This window comes from Maricaulis maris (assembly GCF_003634045.1).
GTDB classification, from domain to species: Bacteria; Pseudomonadota; Alphaproteobacteria; order Caulobacterales; family Maricaulaceae; genus Maricaulis; species Maricaulis maris.
The window spans coordinates 251,371-276,411 of sequence record NZ_RBIM01000004.1 but is presented as its reverse complement, the minus strand read 5'-3'; the positions used below and the strand labels follow the sequence as shown (position 1 = coordinate 276,411).

Sequence of the window (25,041 nt, the reverse complement as noted above, 5' to 3'; positions counted from 1 at the left end):
AGCGGTGCGCGTTAGCCAGAGTGCATGAACACGACATCCACACCCGCCCTGAACGGCCATGTCGCCCCTGGTTTCGAGCCGGTCGCCGACGCCTTCCTCGCCAATTGGACCGACCATGACGAGATCGGTGCCGGCTTCGCGCTGAGCCTGGGTGGCGAGTTGGTGGTCAATATTCATGCCGGATGGGCAGACCGCAAAAAGAGCGTTGACTGGGCTGCGGACACATTGGTGCCGGTCTATTCGACGGGCAAGGCCATTGCGGCCCTGGTCATGGCGCGATTGGTCGACCGTGGCCTTCTGGCTTACGACGCGCCGGTCGCCGATTACTGGCCTGAATTCGGTGCCGGCGGGAAATCCGCCGTCACGGTTGCCCAGGCGCTGTCGCACCAGGCCGGCCTGTCCGGGATTGCCGAGGAAATGGATGCCGGCGACTGGTTCGACGCCGCGAAGATCGAGGACCGCCTGGCCCGCCAGCTGCCGCTCTGGGAGCTGGGCACCGGGTCAGGATATCACCCGGTCACCTTCGGCTTCATCGCCGACGCGTTGGCGCGGCGCACCGATGGCCGCTCCATCGGCGCGATCCTGCGCGAGGAAGTCTGCGGACCGCGCAGCATTGATTTCCATGTCGGCCTGCCCGAGAGCGAACATGCCCGCACGGCCGAACACGCCATGCCGCGCCAGGTTCCCGATCTGGGTGAACCCAATCTTCCGCGCGAGCTGGCCTTCCTGAAGCCCTGGTCCTCACCGGGTCGGCGCGGGGCTACGGAATGGCGCAAGGCGGAGTTTCCTGCCGCCAATGCCCATGCAACCGCGGCCGCCCTGGCGCGCCTGATGATGGTCTATGCCGATCACGGCCGCCTCGACGGCAAGCGCTTCATCTCCGAGGCGACGCTGGCGGATCTGGTCAAGGAGCGTGTCAGCGGGCCGGACAAGGTCCTGCCTTTCGACCTGTCCTGGGGTGCCGGGGTGATGCGCAATACCAAGCCGGGCTTTTACGGCCCGACCCCGGATACGGTTGGCCATTCCGGCTGGGGCGGATCCTGCGCCTTTGCCGATCCGGTCCACAATCTGACCGGCGCCTATGTGATGAATCGCCAGCATCACCATCTCGCCGGCGACCCGCGTCCGGTCCGGATCATCGAAGCGGTTTACGGCTGTCTTTAGCGCGATCATTGTCGGCCGAGCGGATGATTCAGGCCTGATCTTTAGCCAGCCAGGCCAGCGCTTCCGTACGATTTGTGAAGACCTCGATCTTCGTCTTCCATCCCTCGCGAGTCATGGCGGACCAGAGTTCCGGGATGATCCGTTTGAGATCATCGGCGCAGACGAGGGCTGTCTTGGGTGAGTGGCCCTGGCGATAGCGCTCATTCCAGCCGCGCATGAAGGCCTGGTGGTCTTTCATGGACTGGGGGGTGAAGGTTTCCAGCGTTGCCAGATCGTCGACAATCATCAGCAAATCGAAATCAGACCGCCAGCCGGGCATGCCCGGCAATTCGGCAATGGCGTGTCGCAGGTTCAACATGGTGGTGTCGGCGCCGAACACCAGTTCGGCGACCTTGAGACTGCCATGTATCGTCCAGCTAGCCTTGCCCATCAGGCTCCCCGGTGCTCACCCGCCCCGAGGATAGACCTGTTCAGCGCCGAAGGTCTAAACGATTTTCCGGCGACCGGCGTCAGGCAGGGAAACGACGCTGCAGCCAGTCCAGCAGATAGGCATTCAACTCGTCCGGCGCTTCCCACATCGTCCAGTGACCGCAACCCTCAATGATGGCGAATTCGACATCCTTGCACAGGGCCGGCATCCAGCCGGTCAGTTTGGGCGGCAGCATGAAGTCCAGTTCGGCCGAGACCATCAGGCAGGGCAGGGCAATGCGATGGTCGACCCCGCCCATGCGCTGCCAGTTGGCGTCGAAATTCCGGTAGAGATTGATGCCCGGCCCGAAGCCGGTCCGGCGATAGGCGTCGGCATAGACGGCCCGGTCTTCCGGGTGCACCACAATCCGCTTCTCGGCCCGACCCTCGAATTTCTCGAACTGGGCGGGAATATGGCTGATGTCGGGGAAATAGTCTTCGAGTTTGCCGATCTTGGGCGGCGAACCGAAGATGAAGGCGAAGAAGTCGTCTTCCTTGCCCTCGAACACGCTTTCAGCATAGCCGGGCTTCTGGAAGCGCAGGATGTAGTGGTCTTCGCCACCAATTTCGCGGAAGGCCTCGGTCGGTGCTTGCGCGCCGCGCGGCAGGTGAGGTGTGTTGACGCCGACCACCCCGTCAAACCTGTCAGCGGCCAGCATGGCCGCATGCCAGGTTATGATCCCGCCCCAGTCATGGCCGACCCAGACCGCCTTGTCATGTCCCAGCGCGTCGAGCAGGCCGGTCAGGTCGGCGATCATCGTGTCGATGTCGTAGTTCTCGGCGCCGTCCGGGCAGTCCGAGCCGCCAAAACCGCGCAAATCCGGCGCGATGACGCGGTAGCCGGCATTGGCGAGAACCGGGATCTGGTTTTTCCAGGAGTAGGCGAGTTCCGGCCAGCCATGGACCAGCAGGAGCGGCTGGCCATCGTCTGGCCCGGAGATATGCACGGAGAGCTCAATGCCATTGCTGGCGATGCGCCGGGGCGCCGGAAAATCACGCATGGGTGGGCCTCGTCGCAGCCAGATACGTCTTCCGGATCAAATCATTGCCGGATCCCGGGCAGGAGAAGGCAGTGAGGCGTGCCGGTCAAGGTCAGCGACAGCGTCTCAGGTCTCTTCGGCCAAGGCTTCCAATTTGCGCTCACGACGGATCTGGCTCCAGGTGAAGCAGCCGACACCCGCCCAGATGAAGGCAAAGGTGATCAGGTGGCCGGTTTCGAAGGTCTCACCGCTCATGACGCCGATCGAGAACTGCAAGGTCGGTGCGATGAACTGCAGCAGACCCATCGTCGATAGCCTCAGCCCGCGCACGCCGATCGTATAGAGCAGGAGCGGGATGACCGTCACTGCGCCGGCAGCGACGAGGAGGGCTGTCTGAAGGGGCGTTTCCAGGAAATGTCCGGCGCCGCTTGCTTGCAACCAGGCAAAGGCGATCAGCGCGAAGGGCAGCATGAAAAGCGTCTCCCACAGCAGGCCGACCCGGCCATCCACGGCTGCGACTTTGCGCAAATAGCCATAAGCAGTGAAGGTGGTCGCCAGCATCAGCGAGATCCACGGCACTTCGCCGACCGTGAGGATCTGGTTGGCGACGCCGAGCGCGGCCAGTGAGATCGCGGCAATGCGCCAGGGGCCGAGCGGTTCGCGCAGGATGATCACACCCACCGCGACGCTCATCAGCGGGTTGATATAGTAGCCCAGTGACGCCTGCAGGACGTGGCCCGAATTGACCGCATAGATGAAACCCCACCAATTGACAGAGATCAGCGATGACGTCGCGAGCAGGGTCAGCAAGGTCCGGCGGTCGGCCAGAACGCCCAGCGCGGCCCGCAAGCGGCCGGACAGGGCGAGGGAACCCGCCAGCAATGGCACCGCCCAGATTATCCGGTGCAGGATGATCTCTAGGGCGCTGGCAAAGTCGAGTGTCTGGAAGAAGAGCGGCGCGACGCCCCAGATCAGATAGCCGGACAGCCCGGCCGCCAAGGCGCGGCGCATATCGTGTGAAGTGTCGGGGGACATGCGGGCTCCTTGGTCGATGTCGTCCACCGCACATAGGGAGCCTGCTTGTCGATGGCGACCCGCTTCCTGCGCATGGCAGGTTTGCGCCGTCGTGCGCAGTCGCGTCAGCGACCGATAAGGCCCTTGTTCAGCAGGCCTTCCGCAATCTGCACGGCGTTGAGGGCGGCGCCCTTGCGAAGATTGTCGGACACCACCCAGAGGGCAAGTCCGTTCTCGACCGTCGGGTCTTCACGGACCCGCGATACGAAGGTGGCGAACTCGCCGACGCTTTCGACCGGCGTGATGTATCCTTCGTCTTCGCGCTTGTCGATCACCATCAGGCCCGGGCTTTCCCGCAGCAGATCGCGGGCCTCGCCGGCCGACATCGGTCCGTCGAGTTCAAGATGGGCCGCGATCGAATGGCCGACAAATACCGGCACCCGGGCGCAGGTCGCGAACAGTTTGATCCTGGTGTCGAGGATCTTCTTGGTCTCCACCATCATCTTCCACTCTTCCTTGGTGGACCCGTCTTCCATGAAGGTGTCGATGTGGGGAATGACGTTGAAGGCGATCTGTTTGGTGAAGACCTGCGGTTCGATCGGGTCGTTGACGTAGATACCCTTCGTCTGGGTCCACAACTCGTCCATTGCCGCCTGGCCACCACCGGAGACCGACTGATAGGTTGCGCAATTGACGCGTTTGATGCCGACGCGGTCATGGATCGGCTTCAGCGCGACGACAAGCTGGATGGTCGAGCAGTTCGGATTGGCGACAATGCCCTTCTTCTTCACGCCGTCGAGGGCGTCCAGATTGACCTCCGGCACCACCAGCGGCACGTCCGGATCCATGCGCCAGGCTGAGGAATTGTCGACCACGATGGCGCCGGCCTTGGTGATCTTCGGCGTCCATTCCTTCGACACATCGCCACCAGCGGACATCAGGACGAGGTCGACGCTGGAAAAGTCGAAGGTTTCGGCGTTCTTGCAGCGCAGGGTGCGGTCGCCGTAGGAGAGTTCGACGCCCATCGACTTGCGGCTGGCCAAGGCATGGATGTCATCAGCGGGGAAAAGACGCTCCGCCAGGATGGTGAGCATTTCCTTGCCGACGGCTCCGGTTGCTCCGAACACTGCTACTTTGACGCCCATTGCAAGATGACCTTTCTGCGTGCCTGTGTTGTCGACTGGCTCTGTCGATTGAGGCATTAAACCCGGGATGCGGCGCTGGCTAGTGGCGATGACAGGATTGCGTGTCTCGGTGGGGCAAAATTTTGTCGCAAGACGGCATGTATGCCCAAATTCTTGGATGGTTTGGCTGTATTCATCCCAATTTCGGGTGTGTTTGTGTTTCGTGGTGGCCGCGAGCTAGAGCCGGCGCCATATGCGCCAGGCGACCAGCGCGACCAGGGCCATGACGATCAGCTCAAGCGCGTTGATGTCAAGGAAGAGCGGTGTGATCAGCCGCTGCATCAACCCCCAGGGACCATCATAGATCGTCTCGCCTTGACGCCAGAAGCCGACATAGACCGCGGCGGCCACGACGAGGGCGACTCCGAAGAACGCAAGGCGGATCATCGTCGCCGGGTTGAAAGACTTACCCGAGCGGGCCTGTTCTTCACGATTGCGGCGGGTGCGATCAAGAAAGCGGCGTCGGGTCATGGCATGTCCTCGTTGGGCAGCGCGTTTTGCCGGTTGGCGGGGCGGGGGTGTGATTGATGGCTCCGACAGGCGCTGTTGATGGAGCAATATCAGAGCGCGATCCCAAAATCGCGCAAGGCTCCGTCGTCTTGATTATGACCCTGCAATCGTGAAGTGCCACAGGAGTTTCATTTGCCTTGAAGGCGAATTCGTGCGCATAAAAGTCGGGACGGGCGGCCGAACTGGCCGGACGGAATACTGATCGCCTACCCGATGCCTGTTCATGTTTTGCGTGGCAGGGTCCCATCGGACCCATAGACTTCAGCCTTCCCCGACTTTCTACGTCCGTAATACCGGTGTCAGGACGCTGATACTGACTTCATTTTATGCCCGGACGCGGGGCATGCATACTGGGAAGGTTCCCTCTAATGGCTACAGGTGTCGTTAAATTCTTCAACCAGAGCAAAGGCTTTGGCTTCATCACCCCGGACGAGGGCGGCAATGACGTCTTCGTGCACATCTCGGCTGTCCAGGCTTCTGGCCTGCCGGGTCTGGAAGATGGCCAGAAAGTCTCCTTCGAAACCGAGCCGGATCGTCGCGGCAAGGGTCCGAAGGCGGTTGACCTGCAGCTTGCCGACTAAGGCAGTTCAGGGATCGCAAGATCTGGATGACGGCGCGGAGCTGCAGCTCCGCGCCGTTTTTCTTTGTCTGGCTTTCTTTGTTCGGCGGGTTCTGCCGGTTTCCGGCTATTCATCGCCCATTGCGTCCCGCACCCGGACGGCGGTCGCCGGGAAATCGGTGAACACGCCATCGACGCCCAGCGCGTAGATGCGACGAAGCTCGTCCTCGATCGTCACGCCATCGGCGACCGGGACATCATCGCGGAAGGTCCAGGGGTGAACGGCCAGGCCCAGCTCATGGGCGCGGGCGATGAAGCCGGTATCTTCGCCCTCCGCCGTGATGACCAGTGCCTTGGACGGCCCGACCCCGTCAGCGAAAGCCGCCATATCGGTGAGTGAAACCGTCGGCTGACGCGGATCAGCCTCGGGATCGAGTTCCTGCATCGGGAAGACCAGCATCAAAAGTTGCGTGTCAATTTCGGCATTGAGGCGGGCAAGGAAGTCCGGCTCGAAACACTGGATCGCGGTCGGCGCGTCGGCCGTGTCGAGACCGCGTTCGCGCAGGATGCGGACCAGTTCCGGTAGAGGGTCCAGCCCCACCGAAACGAAGTGTCCGGGCGACTTCATTTCCGGCTCTGTACGGACATTGTGGGCCGTCGCGAGATCGAGCACTTCTTCGAAAGTCGGGATCAGAAACCGGTCGTTGAAGCTGGCATCGCGTTGCGGCCATGGCTGGCGGGCCCGCAGGGTGCGCAGCTCGGCCAGGGTGAAGTCCTCGACCCACCAGTCGCTTTGCTCGCCCTGCAAGCGCCGGCGGTCAGCAAATTCGGGATGGTCTGCGACATTGGTGGTGGTCGAGAGATAGTGATCATGCCGAACCACCAAAACGCCGTCAGCGGTCATCACCAGATCCGGTTCGATCACATCGGCGCCCTGTTCGATCGCCAGCGTGTAGGCTTCGATCGTGTGTTCCGGGCGTTCACCAGCGGTGCTTCTCCGTTGAGGGTGGTCCAGACATGGCCTGTCGGCGACCCGGTGTTCGGTGAACAGGCCACCAGTCCCGCCAAAATCCCAACACCCATAAAGATTTGTCGCATTTCCCCCTCCCGTTTTTCAGTTCAGCACACTAGCTTGTGTCGGTATCTCACGGGAGTGACAAATGAGCGACAAGACCCGGTTCGACCAACTCGCTGACGCGGCCGAGCGTTACGGCGGCTATTCGCTTGATAATTACGCGGTGATCCGCTCGGTCGCGGAAAATCTCGCGACGGGATTTTGCCGCTTCCTCGGCGCTGAGGGCAAAGCGTGTGTCCACCTCGTTCCACCACAGGGCGCCTGGTCGCCGCAGCCGCACAGATCCGGCGCGTTCTCGGTCTCTGGCAGTGGATTTCTGCCGCTGGGGCCGATCAGTTTTGGTCTTGCGGTGCGGGTGTCGCGGACCGGTGACTGGACCCGCCTTGTGCTGACATGCACGAAAAAAGGCCATCACGTCGAAGTCGCGATTGCAGAGGGGCCGGTTTTTGATATCGGTCTGCCGCTGGAGACAGCAGACCTCGATACCGTCTTCCAACGCTTGCATGACCATTTGATCCGCTGGTTCGAAGACCAGGCTGACCTCTATGAGAACGGCGATTATGGCGGTCGGTCCATCGGGTTCGACCTGATTCATGCCGAAGAGGATGTGTCCTAGGCGAACAGGCCGCCCATCAGGCTCGCCACAAGCTCGCTGCCCGGACCCAACAGGCGGGGACCGAACAGGCCTGCCCCGCCAAGCAGGCTGACGAGAATGCCTGTCGTGACGCGCCGGCGCACCACGAAAGTACCGATCCAACGGGCTGCAATGATGGTGTTTCCAGCGCCGATCAGGGCAACCGGTCCCCCAATCGCCAGGGCGATCAGGAATGAAGTCAGGGCCAATTGGGCCTCGTGCGGCAGGGTGTCCATTTTTGCCTCCCCAGGTATGTCGCCTCCGGGGCGACGAATGGAACGAAACGCGCTAACACCTTGGCCATGATAGACACCGGACCTGACCTCACCCTGACCATCGCACTCATCGCCGGTTCAGGTATTGCGGCCCAGTGGTTGGCTTGGCGCCTGCGCTGGCCCTCCATCGTTTTGATGATGGGGGCCGGCCTGATCCTGGGGCCGATCTGGGCCTTTGCGGCGGGTGCGCCATTGGTCCATCCCTCCGCGGTTTTCGGCGAGTATCTGCGCCCGATGATTGCCCTGGCGGTCGCCGTTATCCTGTTTGAAGGCGGCATCACACTGAACTTCCGAGAGTTGCGCGACGCTTCGGGTCCGGTGCGGCGCATGGTGTTTCTCGGCTATCCGCTCGGCTGGGCGGGCGCGGTCCTGGCGCTCCACTATGTTGCCGGCCTTGCCTGGGATTTGTCAGCCATGATTGGCGCCCTGCTCACCACGACGGGGCCGACCGTTGTCCTGCCTCTGCTTCGTCAGGCCAAGCTTCCGGCCCGGATCGCGTCGGTGCTGAAATGGGAGGGCATCGTCAACGATCCGATCGGCGCACTCTCTGCTGTTTTCGTGTTCGAGGCGATCCGCCAGACCGCCATGGGGCAGGACTGGGCCGAGGCCGGTCTGGCGCTGGCCTTCGGTGCCGTGATTGGCGCGGCTCTGGGTTTCGGTTTCGGAACGGGCTTGTCGCGCGCATTCAGGCGCGGCTGGGTGCCGGAACCCATGAAGGCGCCGCTGGTGCTTGCATCGGTGCTGGTCTGTTTTGCGGTCGCTGATGCGCTTGCCAATGAGACCGGGCTTGTGGCCGTGACCCTGTTTGGCCTTGTCGTTGCCAATTCGCGGCTCGCTTCGATCGAGGAAATGCGCCGTTTCAAGGAGGGTATCGCCTCGATCCTAGTGGCGAGTGTCTTCGTGGTGCTTGCTGCCGATCTGGCGCCGGCCGACCTGTTGGCCCTGAATGGCTGGCACCTGGCCTTCGTGGCGGTTTTCATCCTGATCGTGCGTCCGCTCTCCGTTGCATTGGCGACGTTCGGCTCTGGGCTGGACCTCAAGGAAACGGCCTTTATCGGCATCATCGGGCCGCGTGGTGTGGTCGCTGCGGCTGCGGCCGGTCATCTCGCTGCCACCTTGATCGATGTCGGCCGCGAGGACGCTGCCATTCTGGCGCCCTTGGTCTTCGTCACCATTTTCATCAGTGTCTTCGGCTGTGGTTTTGCCGTCTCTCCGCTGGCTCGCCTGCTGGGTCTGTCCCAGACCGGCCCGGAACGCCTGCTCATCGTCGGTGCCAATCCGTGGAGCCTGGGTCTGGCCGACGCGCTGAAAAAAGCGAATGTGCCGGTCACCATTGCCGATACCAGTTGGCGACGCCTGCGGGCTGCTCGGCTGGCCGGTCATGATATCCACTACGGGGAAGTCCTGTCCGAGGCGGCTGACTGGCGGCTGGAGCCGGCACGTTTCTCGGCCCTGCTCGCCGCCTCGCCGAATGACGCCTACAACGCGCTGGTCTGTATTGACTATGGCCCCGAGCTCGGGCGCAGCCGCGTGTTCCAGCTGTCGGGCTTTGACGGGCCGGTCGATGCCGAAAAGGTCGAAGATGATCCGCGCGCGATTGCCTATACGGCGCGGGGTCGGACATTGATCCGGCGCGGCCGTGGCTATGACGGTCTGGCGCGCGACTGGTGGCAGGGTTGGCGCTTCCGCAATACCAAACTGTCCGATGGCTATCCGCTGGCGACCTATCTCGAGGAGGTCGGCGAGGCACCGGACCTGGTGATCGCGCGTCTGCCGAACGGGACCTTCCATCTCTTGGGATCAGGCCGCGAACCACCGGCCCAGGCGGGCACGGTCCTGATCCGTTTTGCGCCTCCGGAAGCGGGACATCCAGACGTCGCGACCGGTGAGGTGCCGGATCAGTCGTCGTAAGGCTGCGCGCCGCCAGGCGCGGCACCGCCGCAATAGGGCCAGTTGTCAGCATTGGGATCGCCATGCGGGCAGACGGCGTCCGTTCCCTCATAAATCGCGATGCAGCCTGACAGGCTGACTGTGCCCAGAAGCACGGCAAGGACAAGAAGTGAACGCTTGACTGACATGATGAGGTCCCTCTTTGGCCGCATCGTGCAGTCAGGCTTGAACAAGTGCAAGCCCGCAGACGCCGTCCTTCATGTGGAATTAACCCTGTTGCAGGCAGATGAAATCACCGGTTTTGCGACGAGGATCGAGCATGGCCCGCCGGCCCGGAAAGTCCAAAGCAGCAGAACGCGCCCGTTCAGCGGCCCCCTCGCGGAGCCGCAGACGTCCGGCGCGGCGCAAGCGGTCGCGCGCCGGTGGCTTTCCCTGGCTGCGCATGGCGGCTTGCCTGATCATCATTGGCGGTCTCGTCGTCGGCGGTTGGCTTGTCTCGATTGCCCGCGACCTGCCCGACACCAGCGGTCTTCAGGCGGTTGAGCGGACGGCCACCATCACCTTCCTCGATCACGACGGCGCCCTGATCGCGCGGCGCGGATCGGCGCATGGCCATGAAGTCACGGTTGATGAGCTGCCGTCCTACCTCATCGATGCGGTGCTGGCCGTTGAAGACCGGCGCTTTTACAGCCATCCCGGCGTCGATGTCATTGGCTTGGCGCGCGCGATGGTGGCCAATCTGCGTGCCGGCCGGGTTGTGCAGGGCGGGTCCACCTTGACACAGCAGCTGGCCAAGAACCTCTTTCTGTCGCCCGAGCGCACCCTGCGCCGCAAGGTGCAGGAGATGATGCTCGCTTTCTGGCTCGAGAGTCGGTTTAGCAAGGACGAGATCCTCGAGCTTTATCTCAACCGGGTCTATTTCGGTGGTGGCGCCTACGGTGTTGAGGCCGCTTCCCTGCGCTATTTTTCGCGGCCAGCGAGCGAACTGGGCCTTGGCGAAGCGGCCTTGTTGGCTGGTCTGCTCAAGGCGCCGTCGCGATACAGCCCGGTCAATGATGCGCAACGTGCTGCGGCCCGGGCCACGGTTGTCCTCGACCTGATGGCGCAAACCGGACGGATTACGGAGCAGGAACGGATCGCCGCGGCCCGGACTCCGATCCGGGTTTCGCGTGGTGCGTCCAGCCAGGGTGCGCAATATTTCATCGACTGGGCGGCCGAACAGGTGCGCGGGATCGCCGGCCTCGAGCATGACGACCTGGTCGTGCATACGACGCTGGATGTCGATGCGCAGCGCGCTGCCGAGCGGGCAATCAGCGATATTCTTGGTGATGACGAACTGGCCTCCGGCGCCGGTGAAGGGGCCCTGGTTTCGCTGGCACATGACGGCGCGGTGCGCGCGATGGTTGGCGGTCGCTCCTATGCCCGGTCCCAGTTCAACCGGGCGGTTCTTGCCCAACGACAGCCGGGATCGGCTTTCAAGCCCTTCGTTTACGCCTCAGCCTTCGAAGCGGGCCTGACACCGGAAGACCGGCGCAATGATGCACCGGTCCGGATCGGTGACTGGGCGCCGCAGAACTATAATGACGAGTATCGCGGCGAGATGAGTTTGCGGGAAGGTTTCATCCGCTCGTCCAATTCGATCGCGGTCCAGATCGCCGAGGAGACCGGTCGTGGCCATGTCGCCCGGCTGGCCCGGCGGTTGGGGATTGAAAGCCCGATGCGGGTCGACCGGTCGTTGGCGCTTGGCGTGTTCGAGGTCACCCCGCTGGAACTGGCCAGCGCCTATACGCCGTTCGCCAATGGTGGTCTGAGCGCAGGCGCGTACGGGATCGACCGGATTGAAACCGACGCGGGCGATCTCGTTTATGCGGCGCCGGCAAGTGCTGGCCAGCTGGTTCTCGATGCCCGGACCCAGGCCCGCATGCGGGACCTCTTCCTGACCAATGTCCGGCAGGGAACGGGACGTCGCGCAGACGTGCCCGGTCTGACGATCGGTGGCAAAACCGGCACCACCAACGATTTCCGGGACGCGTGGTTCGCCGGTTTCGACAGCCAGCTTGTCACCGTCGTCTGGACTGGCAATGACGACAATTCACCAACCGAGCGCGCGACCGGCGGTGGCCCACCGGCGCGGATATTCCAGGCCTATCTGGCTGCGGCTCCACGGACTGGCCTGGCCGCCCGTCCGGTCCAGGCACCCGCACCGGTCGCCGCCGCGACCATTGAAACGCTTATCCTGCCTGATGCAGATGCTCGACCCGTGCCGGTGGAGGAGCCGGACGAGGATCCGATCGGCGCTTTTCTGTCCGGGCTGGGGGGACGCGACTAGCCGACAATCCCCTGTTAAATGGGCCGTGTTTCAGCGACGTGTCGCAATTGCGGTGTTAAACTGCGGATTGAGGGACTTTGAAACACCCATCGATGAGGGGGTCATTATGAGATACAGCCTGCTTTCTGCCGCGGCCGCGGCCAGCGTCGTTGCCTTCATGTTGCCGGCCGGCAGTGTAGAGGCGCAAAGTCGTGCCGCCGCCGAGGCCGCTATGGCCCGGATGGGCCTGGACGGCACCAATGAATCCGTCAGCTATGCCAGCGCTGATTTTCGCGGTGGCCGCTACATCCTCAATGACGTGACCTTTAGCGATTTCGGTGATGGTGGCGACAGTGACGGTCCCGATGAAATCCGGGCCGAGCGAATGGTCTTTGACGCGTTGCGCCTGAGCGATGCGGGCGAAGTCCTGTTCGACGGGTTTGCCCTGGAAGGCATCAGCGCCACGGACGAGACCGACGACATGGTGATGCGTCTCGATCGGATTGCCATTGACGGCCCCAATGCTGCGATGACGACCGATTTTGGTCGTGCGGTCGCTGGCGAAGCCGATGAAGACTATGAGCCGGCTTGGAATACTTATGAGTTTGCGGGCTTCAGTGTTGAGGGCCTGTCCGGTTCCGGTTCTGGCGAAACGGGTCCGTTCGAGTTCAGCCTCGCGCAATTTGTCATCGAGAATTACAGCCGGATCGAGCTCGGTCGTTTTGCCATGCTCGGCCTTGCCTTCTCTGGCTCCGATGAGAGCGGCGAACCGGTCACCTTCAACATGGGTGAGGTCTCATTGCTGGGCTTCCAGACCGAGGCCTATGCGGACATGATTGATGCTGCCGCCGCCGGGGCCGATGAAAGCGCGGTCATGGAGGCCTACTACCAGAGCGCCGTCTTCGCGCCGCTGGACCTGTATGACCGCTTTGCCATGCGTGACATCCTGGTTGATGCGGCCGGCGTTCATTTCTCGATGGACTATCTGACGGCGGCAATGGATCGGCAGGGTTCGCGTATCACCAGCACGGCGGAACTCGGTTCGGCGATGTTGATCCCGGACCCTTCCAAGCCTGCCGGTGCGCAACTGGCCATGGGCCTGGGCATGCTGGGCTATGAGCAGCTGGAGCTGCGGATGGTCGCCAGCTCGATCTATGATGAGGATACCGGCCGGGCCTACACCACGGGAGACAATTACATCGAGTTGACCGACGGCTTGCGGCTGGAAATGGGCCAGGACATTTCCGGCTATGATGCCTATCTCGCCAACCTGCCGGTCGCGATGGAGGCGCTTCGCGAAAGCGAAGGCGCCGAGGGTCCCGAGATGGACGCCGTCGTGCAACTCATGGCGCCGCTGCTGGTCAATAATCTCTCGATGCGGATTGTCGATCTTTCGATCCTTGATCGGGCGCTCGATGCTGGCGCCGCGGTCCAAGGCATTTCCAAGGATGATCTACGCATCCAGGCTGGTGCCATGGTCGGCATGGGCCTGATGCAGGCGCCGCCGGAAATCCCGCGACCCGTCCTGGCCGAGTTTTCGACGGCACTGACGAATTTCATCAATCAGGGCGGCAGCCTGACCATCGACATGACGCCGCCGGCCCCGTTGAGCATCGGCGGGATGCTGCAGGACATCGAAACAGGTACGTTCGAGTTCGAGGCTCTTGGTCTGAGCTTTACATCTGACGCGCCCTGATCCGCAGGGCCGCTGACATGAAGAAGGCGCCACCTGTCGGGGTGGCGCCTTTTTCGTTTCCGGACTGATGTGGCCTCAGCGCGCGTCGAGCGCAGCCTGACCGGCCTCATCCATGAATGTCTTCATGCGCGGCGCAATCTGTTCACGGAACCGGCGGCCGTTGAAAACGCCGTAATGGCCGACATCCGGCTGAATCCAGTCGGATTGCAGGTTTTCCGGCAGTTTGTCGCACAGCGTGTGAGCGGCCTGGGTCTGCCCGATGCCGGAAATATCGTCATTCTCACCTTCCACGGTGAGAAGGGCGATGTCCCGGATCGCTGACGGGCTGACCTTGCGGTCGCGATGCATCTGTTCGCCGCGGGCCAGCTTGTGCTCCTGGAAGACATCGGTGATCGTCTGCAGGTAGAACTCTTCCGACAGGTCCATCACGGCAAGGTACTCGTCATAGAATGTTCGGTGCTTGTCGGTGCTGTCACCATCGCCTTCGACCAGCTGGGTGAAGAAGTTCCAGTGTGCGTCGACATGGCGGTCCAGATTCATGTTCATGAAGCCGGCGAGTTGCAGGAAGCCCGGATAAACACGGCGGAAAGCGCCCGGATTGGGGGCCGGCACCGTGTGGATGAGATTTCCGGCGAACCAGTCGAACGGCTTTTCCTCGGCCAGCTTGTTGGGCACTGTCGGCGAGAGGCGGGTGTCGATCGGCGACCCCATGAAGGTCATCGATGCCGGGCGGGACGGGTCGTCATCCTCGGCCATCATGGCAATCGCGGCCAGCGTTGGCGGTCCCGGCTGGCAAACCGCCACCACGTGCACATCCGGACCCAGTACGGCAATCATTTCGCGGATATAGGAGGTGAACTCATCGAGGTCGAAACGACCGTCTGTGAGCGGCACCATGCGGGCGTCCTGCCAGTCGGTGATGTAGACCTCGCTGTCCGGCAGGAAAGCTTCCACCGTGCCGCGCAGCAGGGTCGCATAGTGGCCGGACATCGGTGCCACGAACAGGACTTTGCGGTCCGGTGTATCGCCGCGGGCGGCGATCAGGGCGTCATGGTCGCGCTCGAAATGCAAAAGCGAGCACCATGGCTTGCTCCAGACGACGTGTTCCGAAACACCCACGCATTGGCCGTTGATTTCGGTGTGCTCGATCATCCATTCGGGTTTGGCGTAGCGGCGGGTCACGGATTCAAACAACTCGGCGGCCGCGGCCATGGTCCGGCCGGCCATCGTGTCGCCCATGGGGTTCATGGGTGAGCGCATCATCTGACGCGTGGCATTGGCGGCGGCGCGCCAGGGCGTCATCGCCATGCGGTTGAATTCATAGACGCTGTAAAGCATGCGGTCTCCTCGCGTCGGCGCCGAAGGCCGACACTGTTCCGGACGACTATCCGGGATTATCCTCAAGGAAGTCTTGCAGGCGTCGCGCGAGGTCGCGCGGATCGATATTGGACGAGAAGACGTCGACAAATCTGCCGTCATTGTCCATCAGGTAGATGATCGAGCTGTGGTCCATCAGATAATCGCCGCTGCCATCATCCTCGGCGCGCTGATAGACAACACGATAGGCGCGGGCGACCGCGGCGATCTGGTCCTCATTACCGGTCAGGCCGACAAGCCCGTCCGGGAAGGCCGGTGAGCTGACATAGCTGGCCATTTGCTCTTGGGTGTCACGCTCGGCATCGACCGTGATCAGGATCGGCTGGATGCGAGCGCGTTCATCGGCGTCGAGCTGGTCCATCGCCGCCGCCATCACCTGCAGCGAGAACGGGCAGATGTCCGGGCAATAGGTGTAGCCGAAATAGATCAGCATGGCCTTGCCGGCATAGCTATCCTGCGTCACCGTCGCGCCCGTGTGGTCGACCAGCTCAAACGGGCCGCCAACCAGCGCTTCACCGCTGGTGCGGACCTCGGCACGGCGCTCCTGACGTTCTCCGCCTTGTGACAGGAGAGCGCTGAAGACAATGATCAGGACGATGGTCGGCGCTGCGATCAGCAGCCAGAGCATGGAACGCGGCATTCTCACTCCTTGGCGGGTTCGTCCGAGCTGTTCGGACGCCGACGAAGCATGTTACCCAGTATACGTCGGATTGCTGCGAGTGCGAAGGTAGGGGCAAGCCTGCCGCCTGTCCATCACCGGGCGCGGTCACGCCGCCGGGCGGCCTGATCCATGAGGGAGGCAGTTCATGAGTGAGAGTGACTGGGACCCGTATGGCGGCGATGCCCACCTGACACCGGTCTTTGGCCGTTTGCGGTTGCGCACCCTGGTGATGCTGCGCTGGCTGGCGGTTGGCGGTCAGTCAGTGACCATCCTTGTCGTGCATTTCCTCGCCGGTTTCGAATTGCCGATCGGCTTTTGCCTCGGGCTGATTGCACTCAGCGCCCTGGTCAATACCTGGCTCACCCTGGCCGTGCCGCCGCAGAAATTTGCCCGTGACTGGGAAGCCTTCGCCCAGCTGGGGTTTGACGTTCTGCAAATGAGCGCCCTGTTGATGCTGACTGGCGGGCTGCAAAATCCATTCATCGTGATGCTCGCCGCGCCGATCATCATCGCGGTTGCGGCATTGCCGCCGCGCTGGTCGGGCGGGATCGCCGGCATTGCCCTGGCGGGCACCGGCGCGATGTGGACGTGGAGCTTGCCGCTCCCCTGGTATGGCGGTGCAGCGCTCGACCTGCCCGGCATGTATGTGTTCGGTCTGTGGGCGGCGATCTTCATCTCCGTGGCTTTTACGGCGGTCTATTCCTGGCGGGTGAGCCATGAAGGCAAACGCATGGCGACGGCATTGGCGGCCACCCAGAGCGTGCTGTCGCGAGAACAGCGCCTGTCGGCCCTGGGCGCCCTGTCGGCGGCAGCGGCGCACGAACTCGGAACACCCCTGGCGACTATCCAATTGACCGCGAAAGAAATGCTGCGCGAGATCGAGGCCGGGACATCGTTGAGCGATGATGCCGAATTACTGGTGACCCAGGCCCGGCGCTGCCGCGACATACTGAAGCGGCTTGGCGAGGTGCAAGAGGCGTCCGATGTGCGCCATGACCGGATCGAATTTGTTGCTGCCCTGGAGGAGGCCAGCGTGCCGTTGCGCGGGTTGGGGCCGGTGGTTACGGTCGAGCTGTCGGGCGCGAGTGACGGGGAGGCCCCAGTTCTCCGGCGTATCCCGGAACTGCTCTACGGGATCGGCAATTTCATCGAGAACTCCGTCGATTTTGCCGTCTCGCGCGTTGTCGTGGAAGGGCGTTGGGACCGTACCAATATCTATGTGCGGGTGATCGATGACGGGCCGGGCTTTACCTCTGACATCCTGTCCAAGATCGGTGAGCCCTATGTCACGACCCGCTCGGGAACGCCGGGGCAGGGTGGTCTCGGGCTGGGTGTGTTCATTGCCAAGACGATGATCGAGAAAAGCGGCGGTGTGGTGCGTTTTGACAATGCGCCGGCGCCCGGCGGAGCCGTTGTCGCCATCCGTTGGCCGCGCAAACGGGTAGAGGCGCCGCCCGCACTGGGTTAGATATCAGACAAGACAAAGAATTCGCGAGGACCGACGCGTGAGCGAGATCGATTACGAACTTCCCGAGGACAAATCCCTCCTCATCCTGGACGACGATGCGCCCTTCCGTACGCGGCTCGGCCGCGCGATGACGGGGCGCGGCTTTGTTGTGTCGGCGGTTGCCACGGTCGACGAAGCCAAGGAGGTCGCAAAATCCAATCCGCCGGCTTTCGCGGTCCTCGATCTGCGTCTGCAGGATGGTGACGGGCTGGATGTGGTCAAGGCGCTGCACGCCTCGCGGGCTGATTGCCGGGTCGTGATGCTGACCGGCTATGGCAATATCGCGACGGCTGTCGCCGCGGTCAAAGCCGGTGCCGTCGACTATCTCTCCAAACCCGCCGATGCCGACGACATCATCAAGGCCTTGTTGGCGCATCCGGAAGACAAGCCGGAACCGCCGGAAAACCCGATGTCCGCCGACCGTGTCCGCTGGGAGCATATCCAGCGGGTTTTCGAGTTGTGTGATCACAATGTCTCGGAAACCGCCCGCCGTCTGAACATGCACCGCCGCACCCTGCAGCGCATCCTGGCCAAGCGCGCCCCGCGTTAGCGGATTGTCGTGTACTCGGGCAGGGCGGGCGCGTGGCTGGGTATCAGCAGGTTTTGCATTCGCCCGGGGTCGACCTGCATATTTATTTGTTCGCCGATCACGACATAGGACATCGGATCCGAACCCTGCAGGTCATTTTCGACACGTGTGAACAGGTCCGGCAATATCTCCGGTTCCAGGATGCGAGTCCGGGCGGTCAGGACAACGCGATTTTCGGTGAAATCCCGGCTGTCGGTGAGCTCGAATGCGTCGTTTTCGACGGTCATATCATTCATGTACTGGCGATAGCTCGGATCATCGGGAATCCAGTGCGAGGACCCTTCGGGCAGGTTCAGCGTGATGCGGTGCCGGAAGTCGTAAGGATAGGGTAGGGCGAGCGGGTTTTCGCGCGCTTCGAGCGGCGCGCCCAGGATCGCACGCGAGGCCCCGTGTGCGATAAAAATGTAGCTCGGCATTTCCGAGTCCGGATGACTGAAGTCGAACAGGTCAACTTGCATCTCGGCCGTGTAGATGAGGTGTCCGGTCTCCGGATCGTCGGCGAGTTCGGCTCCGCCGATTATGGTCAGGTCATCAGAGCGACTGGCGTAGAAGCGCTCATAACTTGCGAGCGCTGCATCCATGCCGTTCATGCGAATTTCCTGCCGAATGGCGTCAGCCATTTCGCCGCGATAGGTCCAGCACGTCCGCAGCACCGCGCGATGATCATCCCGTTCGGCACTGGTGATGGAATACTGCTCATCAATGTCAGCCAATGGCATGCGGGATGGGCGAATGCTTATGCGTTCGAGCGCGCCTCGGCCCGCGTCAGCGACGAGCGCAAATCCCCAATCTTGCCGGGCCTGCTCCCGCAGGCCGCCCGATCGTTCAATGTCGGTCGGATCGACCAAATGGCGGCGATTGCCATGACTGACTTCGACGATGACATGATTGAAGGCGAACGGTGTCGGCGGAAGCTTGTCAATTCCACGACCCGTCTCTGTATGGACGAAGGCGGCCCGGGCCTCGATTCCCATCGCATCCAGGAGCGAAATCAAGAGCAATGCCTTGGCTTTGCAGTCCCCTTCGGAGAAGCGTAGCGTTTCCGCCGGGTGGACTGGACGATAGCCTCCCTCACCGAGGAGAATGGCAAAATAGCTGATCTCGTTTTGCACGTGCCGCAAGGCCGCGAGGATGCGCGCCTCATCGTCCTCGTGCTCCGCCTGGATTGTCTGCGCCAGCTCCGCGATCAACGGATCTTCCACAGGTCGATAGAATCTCTCACCCCAGCTGGCAACTTCGTGCCAGCTCTCGAATTGCGACGCCAGAAAGAGGGGGTGCGGAAAGCGCCAATGCGGTGTCAGAAACTCCGTCTCGGTTGCCGGCAGGACATCAGGCCCGAATTCCAGGACGGAATAATCGCCTTCCCGGATTTCCGTCATTTCCGGTGCGCCACCGAATGTCACGTGCTGCGGTGGGTCGCCCCGCCAGGCGGAGCGCAAGTGGACTTGCATGAATTGATCGACCGGAGGGCCGAGATTGATCACCTGGGAGTGACGAAAACCGGTCACGGTCGAATGATCCGTGATGGAGTATTCAACATCGAGCCGGTCGCCGGATCGGGTCCCCGGCACGCGGACCAGACCCGTCACACTGCCATTGAAGATGCGCGTTTGGACAGCGCCATCCGGGCGCACGAATTCGACGCGTACCTCACGGGTGACATCCAGGGCTTCTTCGCCTCGAAGGAGCAAGACGCTGTGCAAGGCAACAGTTTGGGTCGTGGGGTCAAATGGAATGAAAACCTGCGACAGGCCGGTCGCACCCGCTTGCGTCGTCGCATCGAAAACCTGCCTGTAATAATGCGCCATCGAACGGGCGCGAGCCTGGGACTGATAATCAAACAATACCGGCCTCAGCCCGTTTTGAGCGGGCTTGTCGACCTCATCCGGCGATGGCACGTCCACAACCCGCACAAAATCAGGTCGGGGCTGGAATGTGATTTCCGGTTCGACCGACGGCGCGAAGCGGATGGGCTCGGTCAACGCCGGATTTGATTGTGCCGTTTCTGAAGGCCTGATTTGGCCGTACAGCCAAAGCGCACTGATCGATGAAACCAGAGCCAGGACGGCTCCGATGAAGACGCGTAACAACATCACACAACTCCCCCAAGTCGCCGTAACTCTAGGGGGTGATCTGCCGGATGTTCAAGCTGCAAGTTGCGCCGCGTTAGCGGGGCGCGCTGTCGCTGGGCGCGACGCGGGCATAGCCGTAAACCGGGCCGCCATTGGCGCCCTGGACGATGGCGACCGTGCCATAGCGGCGGAAGCTTTCACCGGTGAAACTGGCCGGCCCGCCGGACCAATTTCCCAGATATGTCAGGCTCTTGACCATGTTGTAGTGGAGCATGTTCAAGCCTTCGTTTTCGCCGGCCCCGACTTCGACCGTGGCCCAGCCGGGTGCATAGGCGATCAGCCAGACGTCGAGATCTTCTTCGGGTGCTGCGCCATCAAGGGTCACCCGGAATGAGCCGAAAGGCCCGTCGGCGACGCTGATGACCGGGCTGTCAGGCATGGCCGACAATCGGGCGCTGACGGCTTCGGCAACGGCGTCCTGCTCCCAGCCTGGCGAGTCGGTGACGCCATCGACCACGAAATGCGGCGTATAAAGGCGCGGCACGTCGAGGCGCGGCAGATAGGTGCGTTGACGCTGGACATATTCCGGGCGGGCATAGGTGTCGGTCCAGCCATACATGTCCCAGTAGGACACCGCATAGGCGAGCACGAAAACATTGGCGCGCTGGTCGAGTTCCCCGAGATAGCGGTTGGCTTCCGGACACAGCCCGCAGCCCTGGCTGGTGAACAGCTCGACCAGGACCGGTCGTTCGTCAGCTGGCGCTTGGTCGTCTTGCGACCAGCCTGCAACCGGCAGGGCAAGCCAGCAAAGGAGGGTCAGGACGAGGGTGGGGAGCCATTTCATGGCATTTAGATAAGCATGCCCGCCCGCATCATCCAATCAAATGGCCGTGACGCGGACGGGAGCATGATGACTGGTGCCTTACGACGCTGCGAGGTTGCGCAGCACGTAGTGCAGGATGCCGCCATGGCGGAAATATTCCAGCTCGTTCTCGGTATCGATCCGGGCGCGGGCCGGAGCGGTTTTCACCGTGCCGTCCGGGAAGGTGATCTCGACCGTCATCACGGCGCGCGGCTCAAGGCTTTCAATGCCCTTGATCGTAACCGTTTCGTCGCCGGTCATACCCAGGGCTTCCCAGCTGCCGCCATCCTCGAACTGCAGGGGCAGGACGCCCATACCGATCAGGTTGGAGCGGTGGATGCGCTCGAAGCTCTCGGCGATCACGGCTTTGACGCCCAGCAGGCGGGTGCCTTTGGCCGCCCAGTCACGCGACGAGCCGGTACCGTATTCCTTGCCGCCGAACACGACCAGCGGCGTACCGTTGGCCTGGTGCTCCATGCAGGCGTCGAAAATGTCGACCTGCTTGCCGTCTTTGAGCGTGTAACCACCTTCGACACCGTCCAGCATCTTGTTCTTGATGCGGATGTTGGCGAACGTGCCGCGCATCATCACTTCATGATTGCCGCGGCGCGAGCCGTAGGAGTTGAACTCCAGCACCGGCACCTGGCGTTCCTGCAGATAACGACCGGCCGGGCTGTCGGCCTTGATCGAACCAGCCGGCGAGATGTGGTCGGTCGTGATCGAGTCGCCGAACAGACCCATGATCTTGGCGTTGATGACATCGCCCGGGCTTTCCGGATCCATCGTCATGCCTTCGAAATAGGGCGGGTTTTGAACATAGGTCGAGGTGTGGTCCCAGGCATAGGTCAGGCCGCCGGAAACCTCGATACCGCCCCAGGCGTCATCGCCCTTGAATACGTCGGCATAGCGTTTGGCGAACATGTCCGGGGTGACCGAGGTGCGAACGACTTCGGCGATCTCGGCCGAGCTCGGCCAGATGTCCTTGAGATAGACGTCATTGCCGTCCTGGTCCTGGCCCAGCGGGTCGGTGACCAGATTGACCTTCATCGAGCCAGCCAGGGCGTAGGCGACGACCAGCGGCGGCGAGGCCAGATAGTTGGCACGCACGTCCGGCGAGATCCGGCCTTCGAAATTGCGGTTGCCCGACAGGACCGAGGTCGCAACGAGGTCGTTCTCATTGATCGTCTTGGAGATGGCCGGCGGCAGCGGGCCGGAATTACCGATACAGGTGGTGCAGCCATAGCCGACAAGATCGAAGCCGAGCGCGTCGAGATCATCATTCAGGCCGGCCCGCAGCAGATAGTCGGTCACAACCTGCGAACCCGGAGCCAGCGAGGTCTTCACCCAGGGCTTGGTTTTCAGACCCTTGGCCACGGCATTGCGGGCCAGAAGGCCGGCGCCGAGCATGACGGACGGGTTTGATGTGTTGGTACACGAGGTGATGGCCGCAATCGCGACATCGCCATTGGTGAACCGATAGTCTTCGCCCTCGACTGGAGCCGACTTGTCCAGCTCGTCGCCCTTGCCGTACTCGCTTTCCATGATGCGCGCGAAGCCGGCGGCAGCGTTGGACAGTTCAATCCAGTCTTGCGGGCGCTTCGGACCGGACACGGCCGGAACCACCGTCGACATGTCGAGATGCAGCGTGTCGGTGAAGACCGGGTCGGCATCGTATTCCGGACGGAACATGCCCTGGGCCTTGGAGTAGGCTTCGACGAGCGCGACGCGCTTGTCGTCACGGCCGGTGGCGGTGAGATAGGCGAGGGTTTCGTTGTCGACCGGGAAGAAGCCGCAGGTGGCGCCATATTCCGGCGCCATGTTGGCGATGGTGGCTTCGTCTTCCAGCGACAGGTGATCAAGGCCGGTGCCGTAGAATTCCACGAATTTGCCGACCACGCCTTTTTTGCGCAGCATTTCCACGACCTTCAGGACGAGGTCGGTCGCGGTCGCGCCTTCCGGCATCTTGCCGGTCAGCTCGAAGCCGATCACTTCGGGGATCAGCATGGAGACCGGCTGGCCGAGCATGGCTGCTTCCGCTTCGATGCCACCGACACCCCAACCCAGAACAGCGAGGCCGTTGATCATGGTGGTGTGGCTGTCCGTGCCGACGCAGGTATCCGGATAGGCGATGGTCTCGCCGTTTTCTTCCTTGGTCCACACGGCCTGGGCCAGGTTTTCCAGATTGACCTGGTGGATGATGCCCGTGCCCGGCGGGACGACGCGGAAATTATCAAACGCCTTGGCGCCCCATTTCAGGAATTTGTAGCGCTCGCCATTACGCTCATATTCGCGCTCGACATTTTTCGCGAAGCTGTTGGCTTGGCCGAAATTGTCGACCATGACCGAGTGGTCGATGACCAGGTCGACCGGGACTTGCGGGTTGATACGGTCCGGGTCGGCGCCAAGCTTGGTGGCGGCATCGCGCATGGCAGCAAGGTCGACGACGGCCGGCACGCCAGTGAAGTCCTGCATGACCACGCGGGCCGGACGGTAGGCAATCTCATGGGTCGACTTGCGGGTCGTCAGCCATTCAGCCATCGCCTCGATATCGGCCTTGGTGACAGTCTTGCCGTCTTCAAAGCGCAGCAGGTTTTCCAGGAGCACTTTCAGCGAGCCCGGCAGGCGGGAAACCCCGGCCAGCCCGTTCGCCTCGGCGACCTTCAGGTCATAATAGGCATAGGTCTCACCGGCGGCGGTGAGGGTGCGTTTACAGGAAAAACTGTCGAGAGAGGCCATATGCGTCGTCCTCATGGGGTCAGGGGTAAAATACCCGGTGGGGAGGTGGGCCGCAGTTTACGGCCACATGTTTTGGCGGGTTTTAGCCGGACATTCGGTTTGCTGCAATGCGGCGTTCCGTGCGTTGACGGATGGGGTGCTGTCAGGCGACATGCAAAGCCATGCAGACCGAGACCCTGAATTTCCCTGACATGCCCACGCTGCGCCCGGAAACGCTTCGTGTTTCCGGTCTGTCCCTGGCGCGGGGCGAGGTCATGCTGGTGCGCGATTTCGGCCTTGAGCTTGCTCCCGGCGAGGCCGTGGTGATGAGCGGTCCGAACGGGACCGGCAAGACGACATTGCTGCGCGCCATCGCCGGTTTTATCCGGCCCGAGGCCGGCACGATTGATATCGGTAGTCATGCACCAGCCGTCGCCGCCGCCGAGGCACTGGCCTGGCTAGGCCATGCCGACGGGCTGAAACCGGGCGAGACGCCGCGCCAGGCGCTGCGTTTTTGGGCCGACATGGCCGGGCAATCGCGCAAGGCGATCCTCCCTGTCATGCGCACCATGGCAATTGAGAGCCTGATCGACCGCCCCGCCGGTCGCTTGTCGCGCGGTCAACAACGGCGCACAGCTCTGGTCCGGGTGGCGCTGATGAACCGGCCCATATGGCTGCTCGACGAGCCGGCAGGCCCGCTTGATGGCGGCGGACGGGCGCGACTGGCCGAACTGGTCGCCTGGCACCGGTCGCGCGGCGGGAGTGTTATTGCCGCGACCCATCAGAAACTCGATTGGCCTGACGGCAAGCGGATCGATCTGGGAGCGCACCGATGAGTGCCCTGGGAGCTGTCTTTGTGCGGGAAGCGCGCCTGGCCTGGGCCGGCGGTGGCGGTGCTGCCGGTCCGGCAGCCTTCTTCCTTGCCGCGATCACACTGGCCCCCTTGGCCATCGGCCCCGCACCGGACCTTCTGGCGGCGATCGGTCCGGGCATTATGGGCTTTGCGGCCCTGCTCTCGGTCCTGCAATCCGCCGACCGTCTGTTTGGCGATGATCATGGCGACGGTACCGCCGAGCTCTATCTGCTCAGCGGCGTGACCCCGTCCTGGCTGGTCCTGGCCAAGGTGATGGGGCAGGCCGCCGCGACCTTGTGGCCCCTGCCGGTCATCGGTCTTGTCGGTGCTTTGATGTATGGGGTTCCTGTTGCCCCTGCTGCTGTGGGTGCACTGGCCTCGCTCGCCGCTATCCCGGCGCTGTCGCTGATCGCGGGCTTCGCCGGGGCCCTGGCCGCCGGGATCCGCCGCAGCGGACTTCTGATTGCGCTGATCGCCACGCCGATGATGGTGCCGGTGCTGATTTTTGCCGCCGGAGCCGGGCGCGCCGCTTTCGAGGGCGATGAGCGAGCGTTGGCCAATCTGCTGCTGACCCTGGCTGTTTCGCTGGGGGCAACGGCACTGGCACCCTTCGGGATTGCGGCTGCATTGCGCAGTCGCTTGGCTTAG

The 25,041-nt window shown here is 62.7% G+C and carries 23 protein-coding genes; 10 read left to right on the top strand and 13 right to left on the bottom strand.

Going from position 1 to position 25,041, the window contains the following annotated elements:
* Window positions 1-24 precede the first annotated feature (24 nt).
* Window positions 25-1,164, top strand: coding sequence for a serine hydrolase domain-containing protein (locus C7435_RS09845; RefSeq protein WP_121211213.1), 1,140 nt, complete (start codon window positions 25-27; stop codon window positions 1,162-1,164).
* 28 nt (window positions 1,165-1,192) lie between these two features.
* Here the strand turns inward: C7435_RS09845 and C7435_RS09840 are convergent, their stop codons facing one another.
* From C7435_RS09840 to C7435_RS09820, 5 genes are all read right to left on the bottom strand, one after another.
* The gene (locus tag C7435_RS09840) at window positions 1,193-1,594 is read right to left on the bottom strand and encodes a hypothetical protein (protein WP_121211211.1); all 402 of its coding nucleotides are present in this window, start codon (window positions 1,592-1,594) and stop codon (window positions 1,193-1,195) included.
* Window positions 1,595-1,673: 79 nt separating this feature from the next.
* A complete protein-coding gene (locus tag C7435_RS09835; RefSeq protein WP_121211210.1) occupies window positions 1,674-2,633 on the bottom strand; it encodes an alpha/beta fold hydrolase in 960 nt (319 codons plus the stop codon).
* Window positions 2,634-2,738: 105 nt separating this feature from the next.
* On the bottom strand, window positions 2,739-3,647 hold the full coding sequence (gene rarD / locus C7435_RS09830; protein ID WP_121211208.1) for an EamA family transporter RarD: 909 nt from the start codon (window positions 3,645-3,647) through the stop codon (window positions 2,739-2,741).
* A 104-nt stretch (window positions 3,648-3,751) separates the two neighbouring features.
* Window positions 3,752-4,771, bottom strand: a complete 1,020-nt coding sequence (locus tag C7435_RS09825) for an aspartate-semialdehyde dehydrogenase (protein ID WP_121211206.1) — start codon at window positions 4,769-4,771, stop codon at window positions 3,752-3,754.
* Window positions 4,772-4,987: 216 nt separating this feature from the next.
* Complete coding sequence (locus C7435_RS09820; RefSeq protein ID WP_121211204.1) at window positions 4,988-5,281, bottom strand: hypothetical protein; 294 nt, start codon at window positions 5,279-5,281, stop codon at window positions 4,988-4,990.
* A gap of 407 nt (window positions 5,282-5,688) precedes the next feature.
* On the opposite strand from C7435_RS09820, the gene C7435_RS09815 reads away from it, so the two are divergent.
* The gene (locus tag C7435_RS09815; protein ID WP_075190102.1) at window positions 5,689-5,901 is read left to right on the top strand and encodes a cold-shock protein; all 213 of its coding nucleotides are present in this window, start codon (window positions 5,689-5,691) and stop codon (window positions 5,899-5,901) included.
* A gap of 105 nt (window positions 5,902-6,006) precedes the next feature.
* Here the strand turns inward: C7435_RS09815 and C7435_RS09810 are convergent, their stop codons facing one another.
* Complete coding sequence (locus C7435_RS09810; RefSeq protein ID WP_407658355.1) at window positions 6,007-6,894, bottom strand: glycerophosphodiester phosphodiesterase family protein; 888 nt, start codon at window positions 6,892-6,894, stop codon at window positions 6,007-6,009.
* A gap of 145 nt (window positions 6,895-7,039) precedes the next feature.
* Between C7435_RS09810 and C7435_RS09805 the strand changes: the two genes are divergently transcribed.
* Window positions 7,040-7,570 (top strand): hypothetical protein, encoded by a 531-nt coding sequence (locus tag C7435_RS09805; RefSeq protein WP_121211199.1) that lies wholly within the window; start codon window positions 7,040-7,042, stop codon window positions 7,568-7,570.
* On the opposite strand, the gene C7435_RS09800 is transcribed toward C7435_RS09805, so the two are convergent.
* A complete protein-coding gene (locus C7435_RS09800) occupies window positions 7,567-7,824 on the bottom strand; it encodes a hypothetical protein (RefSeq protein WP_121211197.1) in 258 nt (85 codons plus the stop codon). The two genes, C7435_RS09805 and C7435_RS09800, sit on opposite strands and share 4 nt — an antisense overlap.
* 66 nt (window positions 7,825-7,890) lie before the next feature.
* On the opposite strand from C7435_RS09800, the gene C7435_RS09795 reads away from it, so the two are divergent.
* Window positions 7,891-9,774 (top strand): cation:proton antiporter, encoded by a 1,884-nt coding sequence (locus C7435_RS09795; RefSeq protein ID WP_121211195.1) that lies wholly within the window; start codon window positions 7,891-7,893, stop codon window positions 9,772-9,774.
* On the opposite strand, the gene C7435_RS09790 is transcribed toward C7435_RS09795, so the two are convergent.
* Complete coding sequence (locus C7435_RS09790) at window positions 9,762-9,941, bottom strand: hypothetical protein (RefSeq protein ID WP_075190097.1); 180 nt, start codon at window positions 9,939-9,941, stop codon at window positions 9,762-9,764. The genes C7435_RS09795 and C7435_RS09790 overlap by 13 nt on opposite strands.
* Before the next feature lie 131 nt (window positions 9,942-10,072).
* Between C7435_RS09790 and C7435_RS09785 the strand changes: the two genes are divergently transcribed.
* Together C7435_RS09785 and C7435_RS09780 are read left to right on the top strand one after the other, a co-directional pair.
* On the top strand, window positions 10,073-12,082 hold the full coding sequence (locus C7435_RS09785; protein WP_121211194.1) for a transglycosylase domain-containing protein: 2,010 nt from the start codon (window positions 10,073-10,075) through the stop codon (window positions 12,080-12,082).
* A 106-nt stretch (window positions 12,083-12,188) separates the two neighbouring features.
* Window positions 12,189-13,757: an aq_1923 C-terminal domain gene (locus C7435_RS09780; protein ID WP_121211192.1), complete on the top strand. Its 1,569-nt coding sequence runs from the start codon at window positions 12,189-12,191 to the stop codon at window positions 13,755-13,757.
* A 75-nt stretch (window positions 13,758-13,832) separates the two neighbouring features.
* Here the strand turns inward: C7435_RS09780 and C7435_RS09775 are convergent, their stop codons facing one another.
* A complete protein-coding gene (locus C7435_RS09775; protein ID WP_121211190.1) occupies window positions 13,833-15,095 on the bottom strand; it encodes a polyhydroxyalkanoate depolymerase in 1,263 nt (420 codons plus the stop codon).
* A gap of 46 nt (window positions 15,096-15,141) precedes the next feature.
* Window positions 15,142-15,774 carry an SCO family protein gene (locus tag C7435_RS09770; protein WP_121211189.1) on the bottom strand — a complete coding sequence of 211 codons (633 nt, stop codon included), beginning with the start codon at window positions 15,772-15,774 and terminating at the stop codon, window positions 15,142-15,144.
* A gap of 166 nt (window positions 15,775-15,940) precedes the next feature.
* Between C7435_RS09770 and C7435_RS09765 the strand changes: the two genes are divergently transcribed.
* Complete coding sequence (locus C7435_RS09765; RefSeq protein ID WP_075190092.1) at window positions 15,941-17,263, top strand: ActS/PrrB/RegB family redox-sensitive histidine kinase; 1,323 nt, start codon at window positions 15,941-15,943, stop codon at window positions 17,261-17,263.
* 37 nt (window positions 17,264-17,300) lie between these two features.
* Window positions 17,301-17,852, top strand: a complete 552-nt coding sequence (locus C7435_RS09760; RefSeq protein WP_075190091.1) for an ActR/PrrA/RegA family redox response regulator transcription factor — start codon at window positions 17,301-17,303, stop codon at window positions 17,850-17,852.
* Here C7435_RS09760 and C7435_RS09755 read toward each other — a convergent pair.
* The 3 genes from C7435_RS09755 to acnA all read right to left on the bottom strand — a co-directional run bounded on the left by C7435_RS09755 (window position 17,849) and on the right by acnA (window position 23,561).
* Complete coding sequence (locus C7435_RS09755) at window positions 17,849-19,873, bottom strand: DUF3857 domain-containing transglutaminase family protein (RefSeq protein WP_170150423.1); 2,025 nt, start codon at window positions 19,871-19,873, stop codon at window positions 17,849-17,851. The genes C7435_RS09760 and C7435_RS09755 overlap by 4 nt on opposite strands.
* Before the next feature lie 184 nt (window positions 19,874-20,057).
* Window positions 20,058-20,807, bottom strand: coding sequence for a DUF1223 domain-containing protein (locus tag C7435_RS09750; protein WP_121211186.1), 750 nt, complete (start codon window positions 20,805-20,807; stop codon window positions 20,058-20,060).
* 78 nt (window positions 20,808-20,885) lie between these two features.
* Window positions 20,886-23,561: an aconitate hydratase AcnA gene (acnA, locus tag C7435_RS09745; RefSeq protein ID WP_121211184.1), complete on the bottom strand. Its 2,676-nt coding sequence runs from the start codon at window positions 23,559-23,561 to the stop codon at window positions 20,886-20,888.
* Window positions 23,562-23,722: 161 nt separating this feature from the next.
* Here acnA and ccmA point away from each other — a divergent pair, with 161 nt between their 5' ends.
* Together ccmA and C7435_RS09735 are read left to right on the top strand one after the other, a co-directional pair.
* A complete protein-coding gene (gene ccmA, locus C7435_RS09740) occupies window positions 23,723-24,376 on the top strand; it encodes a heme ABC exporter ATP-binding protein CcmA (RefSeq protein ID WP_170150422.1) in 654 nt (217 codons plus the stop codon).
* A complete protein-coding gene (locus C7435_RS09735) occupies window positions 24,373-25,041 on the top strand; it encodes a heme exporter protein CcmB (RefSeq protein ID WP_121211180.1) in 669 nt (222 codons plus the stop codon). The genes ccmA and C7435_RS09735 overlap by 4 nt, the downstream gene beginning before the upstream one ends.

Bases quoted from the DNA above. Each gene is read 5' to 3' on its own strand.
- C7435_RS09765 (WP_075190092.1), top strand. From the start codon at position 15,941: ATGAGTGAGAGTGACTGGGACCCGTATGGCGGCGATGCCCACCTGACA.
- C7435_RS09815 (WP_075190102.1), top strand. From the start codon at position 5,689: ATGGCTACAGGTGTCGTTAAATTCTTCAACCAGAGCAAAGGCTTTGGC.
- C7435_RS09735 (WP_121211180.1), top strand. From the start codon at position 24,373: ATGAGTGCCCTGGGAGCTGTCTTTGTGCGGGAAGCGCGCCTGGCCTGG.
- C7435_RS09750 (WP_121211186.1), bottom strand. From the start codon at position 20,807: ATGAAATGGCTCCCCACCCTCGTCCTGACCCTCCTTTGCTGGCTTGCC.
- C7435_RS09825 (WP_121211206.1), bottom strand. From the start codon at position 4,771: ATGGGCGTCAAAGTAGCAGTGTTCGGAGCAACCGGAGCCGTCGGCAAG.
- C7435_RS09780 (WP_121211192.1), top strand. From the start codon at position 12,189: ATGAGATACAGCCTGCTTTCTGCCGCGGCCGCGGCCAGCGTCGTTGCC.
- C7435_RS09835 (WP_121211210.1), bottom strand. From the start codon at position 2,633: ATGCGTGATTTTCCGGCGCCCCGGCGCATCGCCAGCAATGGCATTGAG.
- C7435_RS09795 (WP_121211195.1), top strand. From the start codon at position 7,891: ATGATAGACACCGGACCTGACCTCACCCTGACCATCGCACTCATCGCC.
- C7435_RS09840 (WP_121211211.1), bottom strand. From the start codon at position 1,594: ATGGGCAAGGCTAGCTGGACGATACATGGCAGTCTCAAGGTCGCCGAA.
- C7435_RS09845 (WP_121211213.1), top strand. From the start codon at position 25: ATGAACACGACATCCACACCCGCCCTGAACGGCCATGTCGCCCCTGGT.
- ccmA (WP_170150422.1), top strand. From the start codon at position 23,723: ATGCAGACCGAGACCCTGAATTTCCCTGACATGCCCACGCTGCGCCCG.
- C7435_RS09800 (WP_121211197.1), bottom strand. From the start codon at position 7,824: ATGGACACCCTGCCGCACGAGGCCCAATTGGCCCTGACTTCATTCCTG.
- rarD (WP_121211208.1), bottom strand. From the start codon at position 3,647: ATGTCCCCCGACACTTCACACGATATGCGCCGCGCCTTGGCGGCCGGG.
- C7435_RS09775 (WP_121211190.1), bottom strand. From the start codon at position 15,095: ATGCTTTACAGCGTCTATGAATTCAACCGCATGGCGATGACGCCCTGG.
- C7435_RS09820 (WP_121211204.1), bottom strand. From the start codon at position 5,281: ATGACCCGACGCCGCTTTCTTGATCGCACCCGCCGCAATCGTGAAGAA.
- acnA (WP_121211184.1), bottom strand. From the start codon at position 23,561: ATGGCCTCTCTCGACAGTTTTTCCTGTAAACGCACCCTCACCGCCGCC.
- C7435_RS09770 (WP_121211189.1), bottom strand. From the start codon at position 15,774: ATGCCGCGTTCCATGCTCTGGCTGCTGATCGCAGCGCCGACCATCGTC.
- C7435_RS09805 (WP_121211199.1), top strand. From the start codon at position 7,040: ATGAGCGACAAGACCCGGTTCGACCAACTCGCTGACGCGGCCGAGCGT.
- C7435_RS09790 (WP_075190097.1), bottom strand. From the start codon at position 9,941: ATGTCAGTCAAGCGTTCACTTCTTGTCCTTGCCGTGCTTCTGGGCACA.
- C7435_RS09785 (WP_121211194.1), top strand. From the start codon at position 10,073: ATGGCCCGCCGGCCCGGAAAGTCCAAAGCAGCAGAACGCGCCCGTTCA.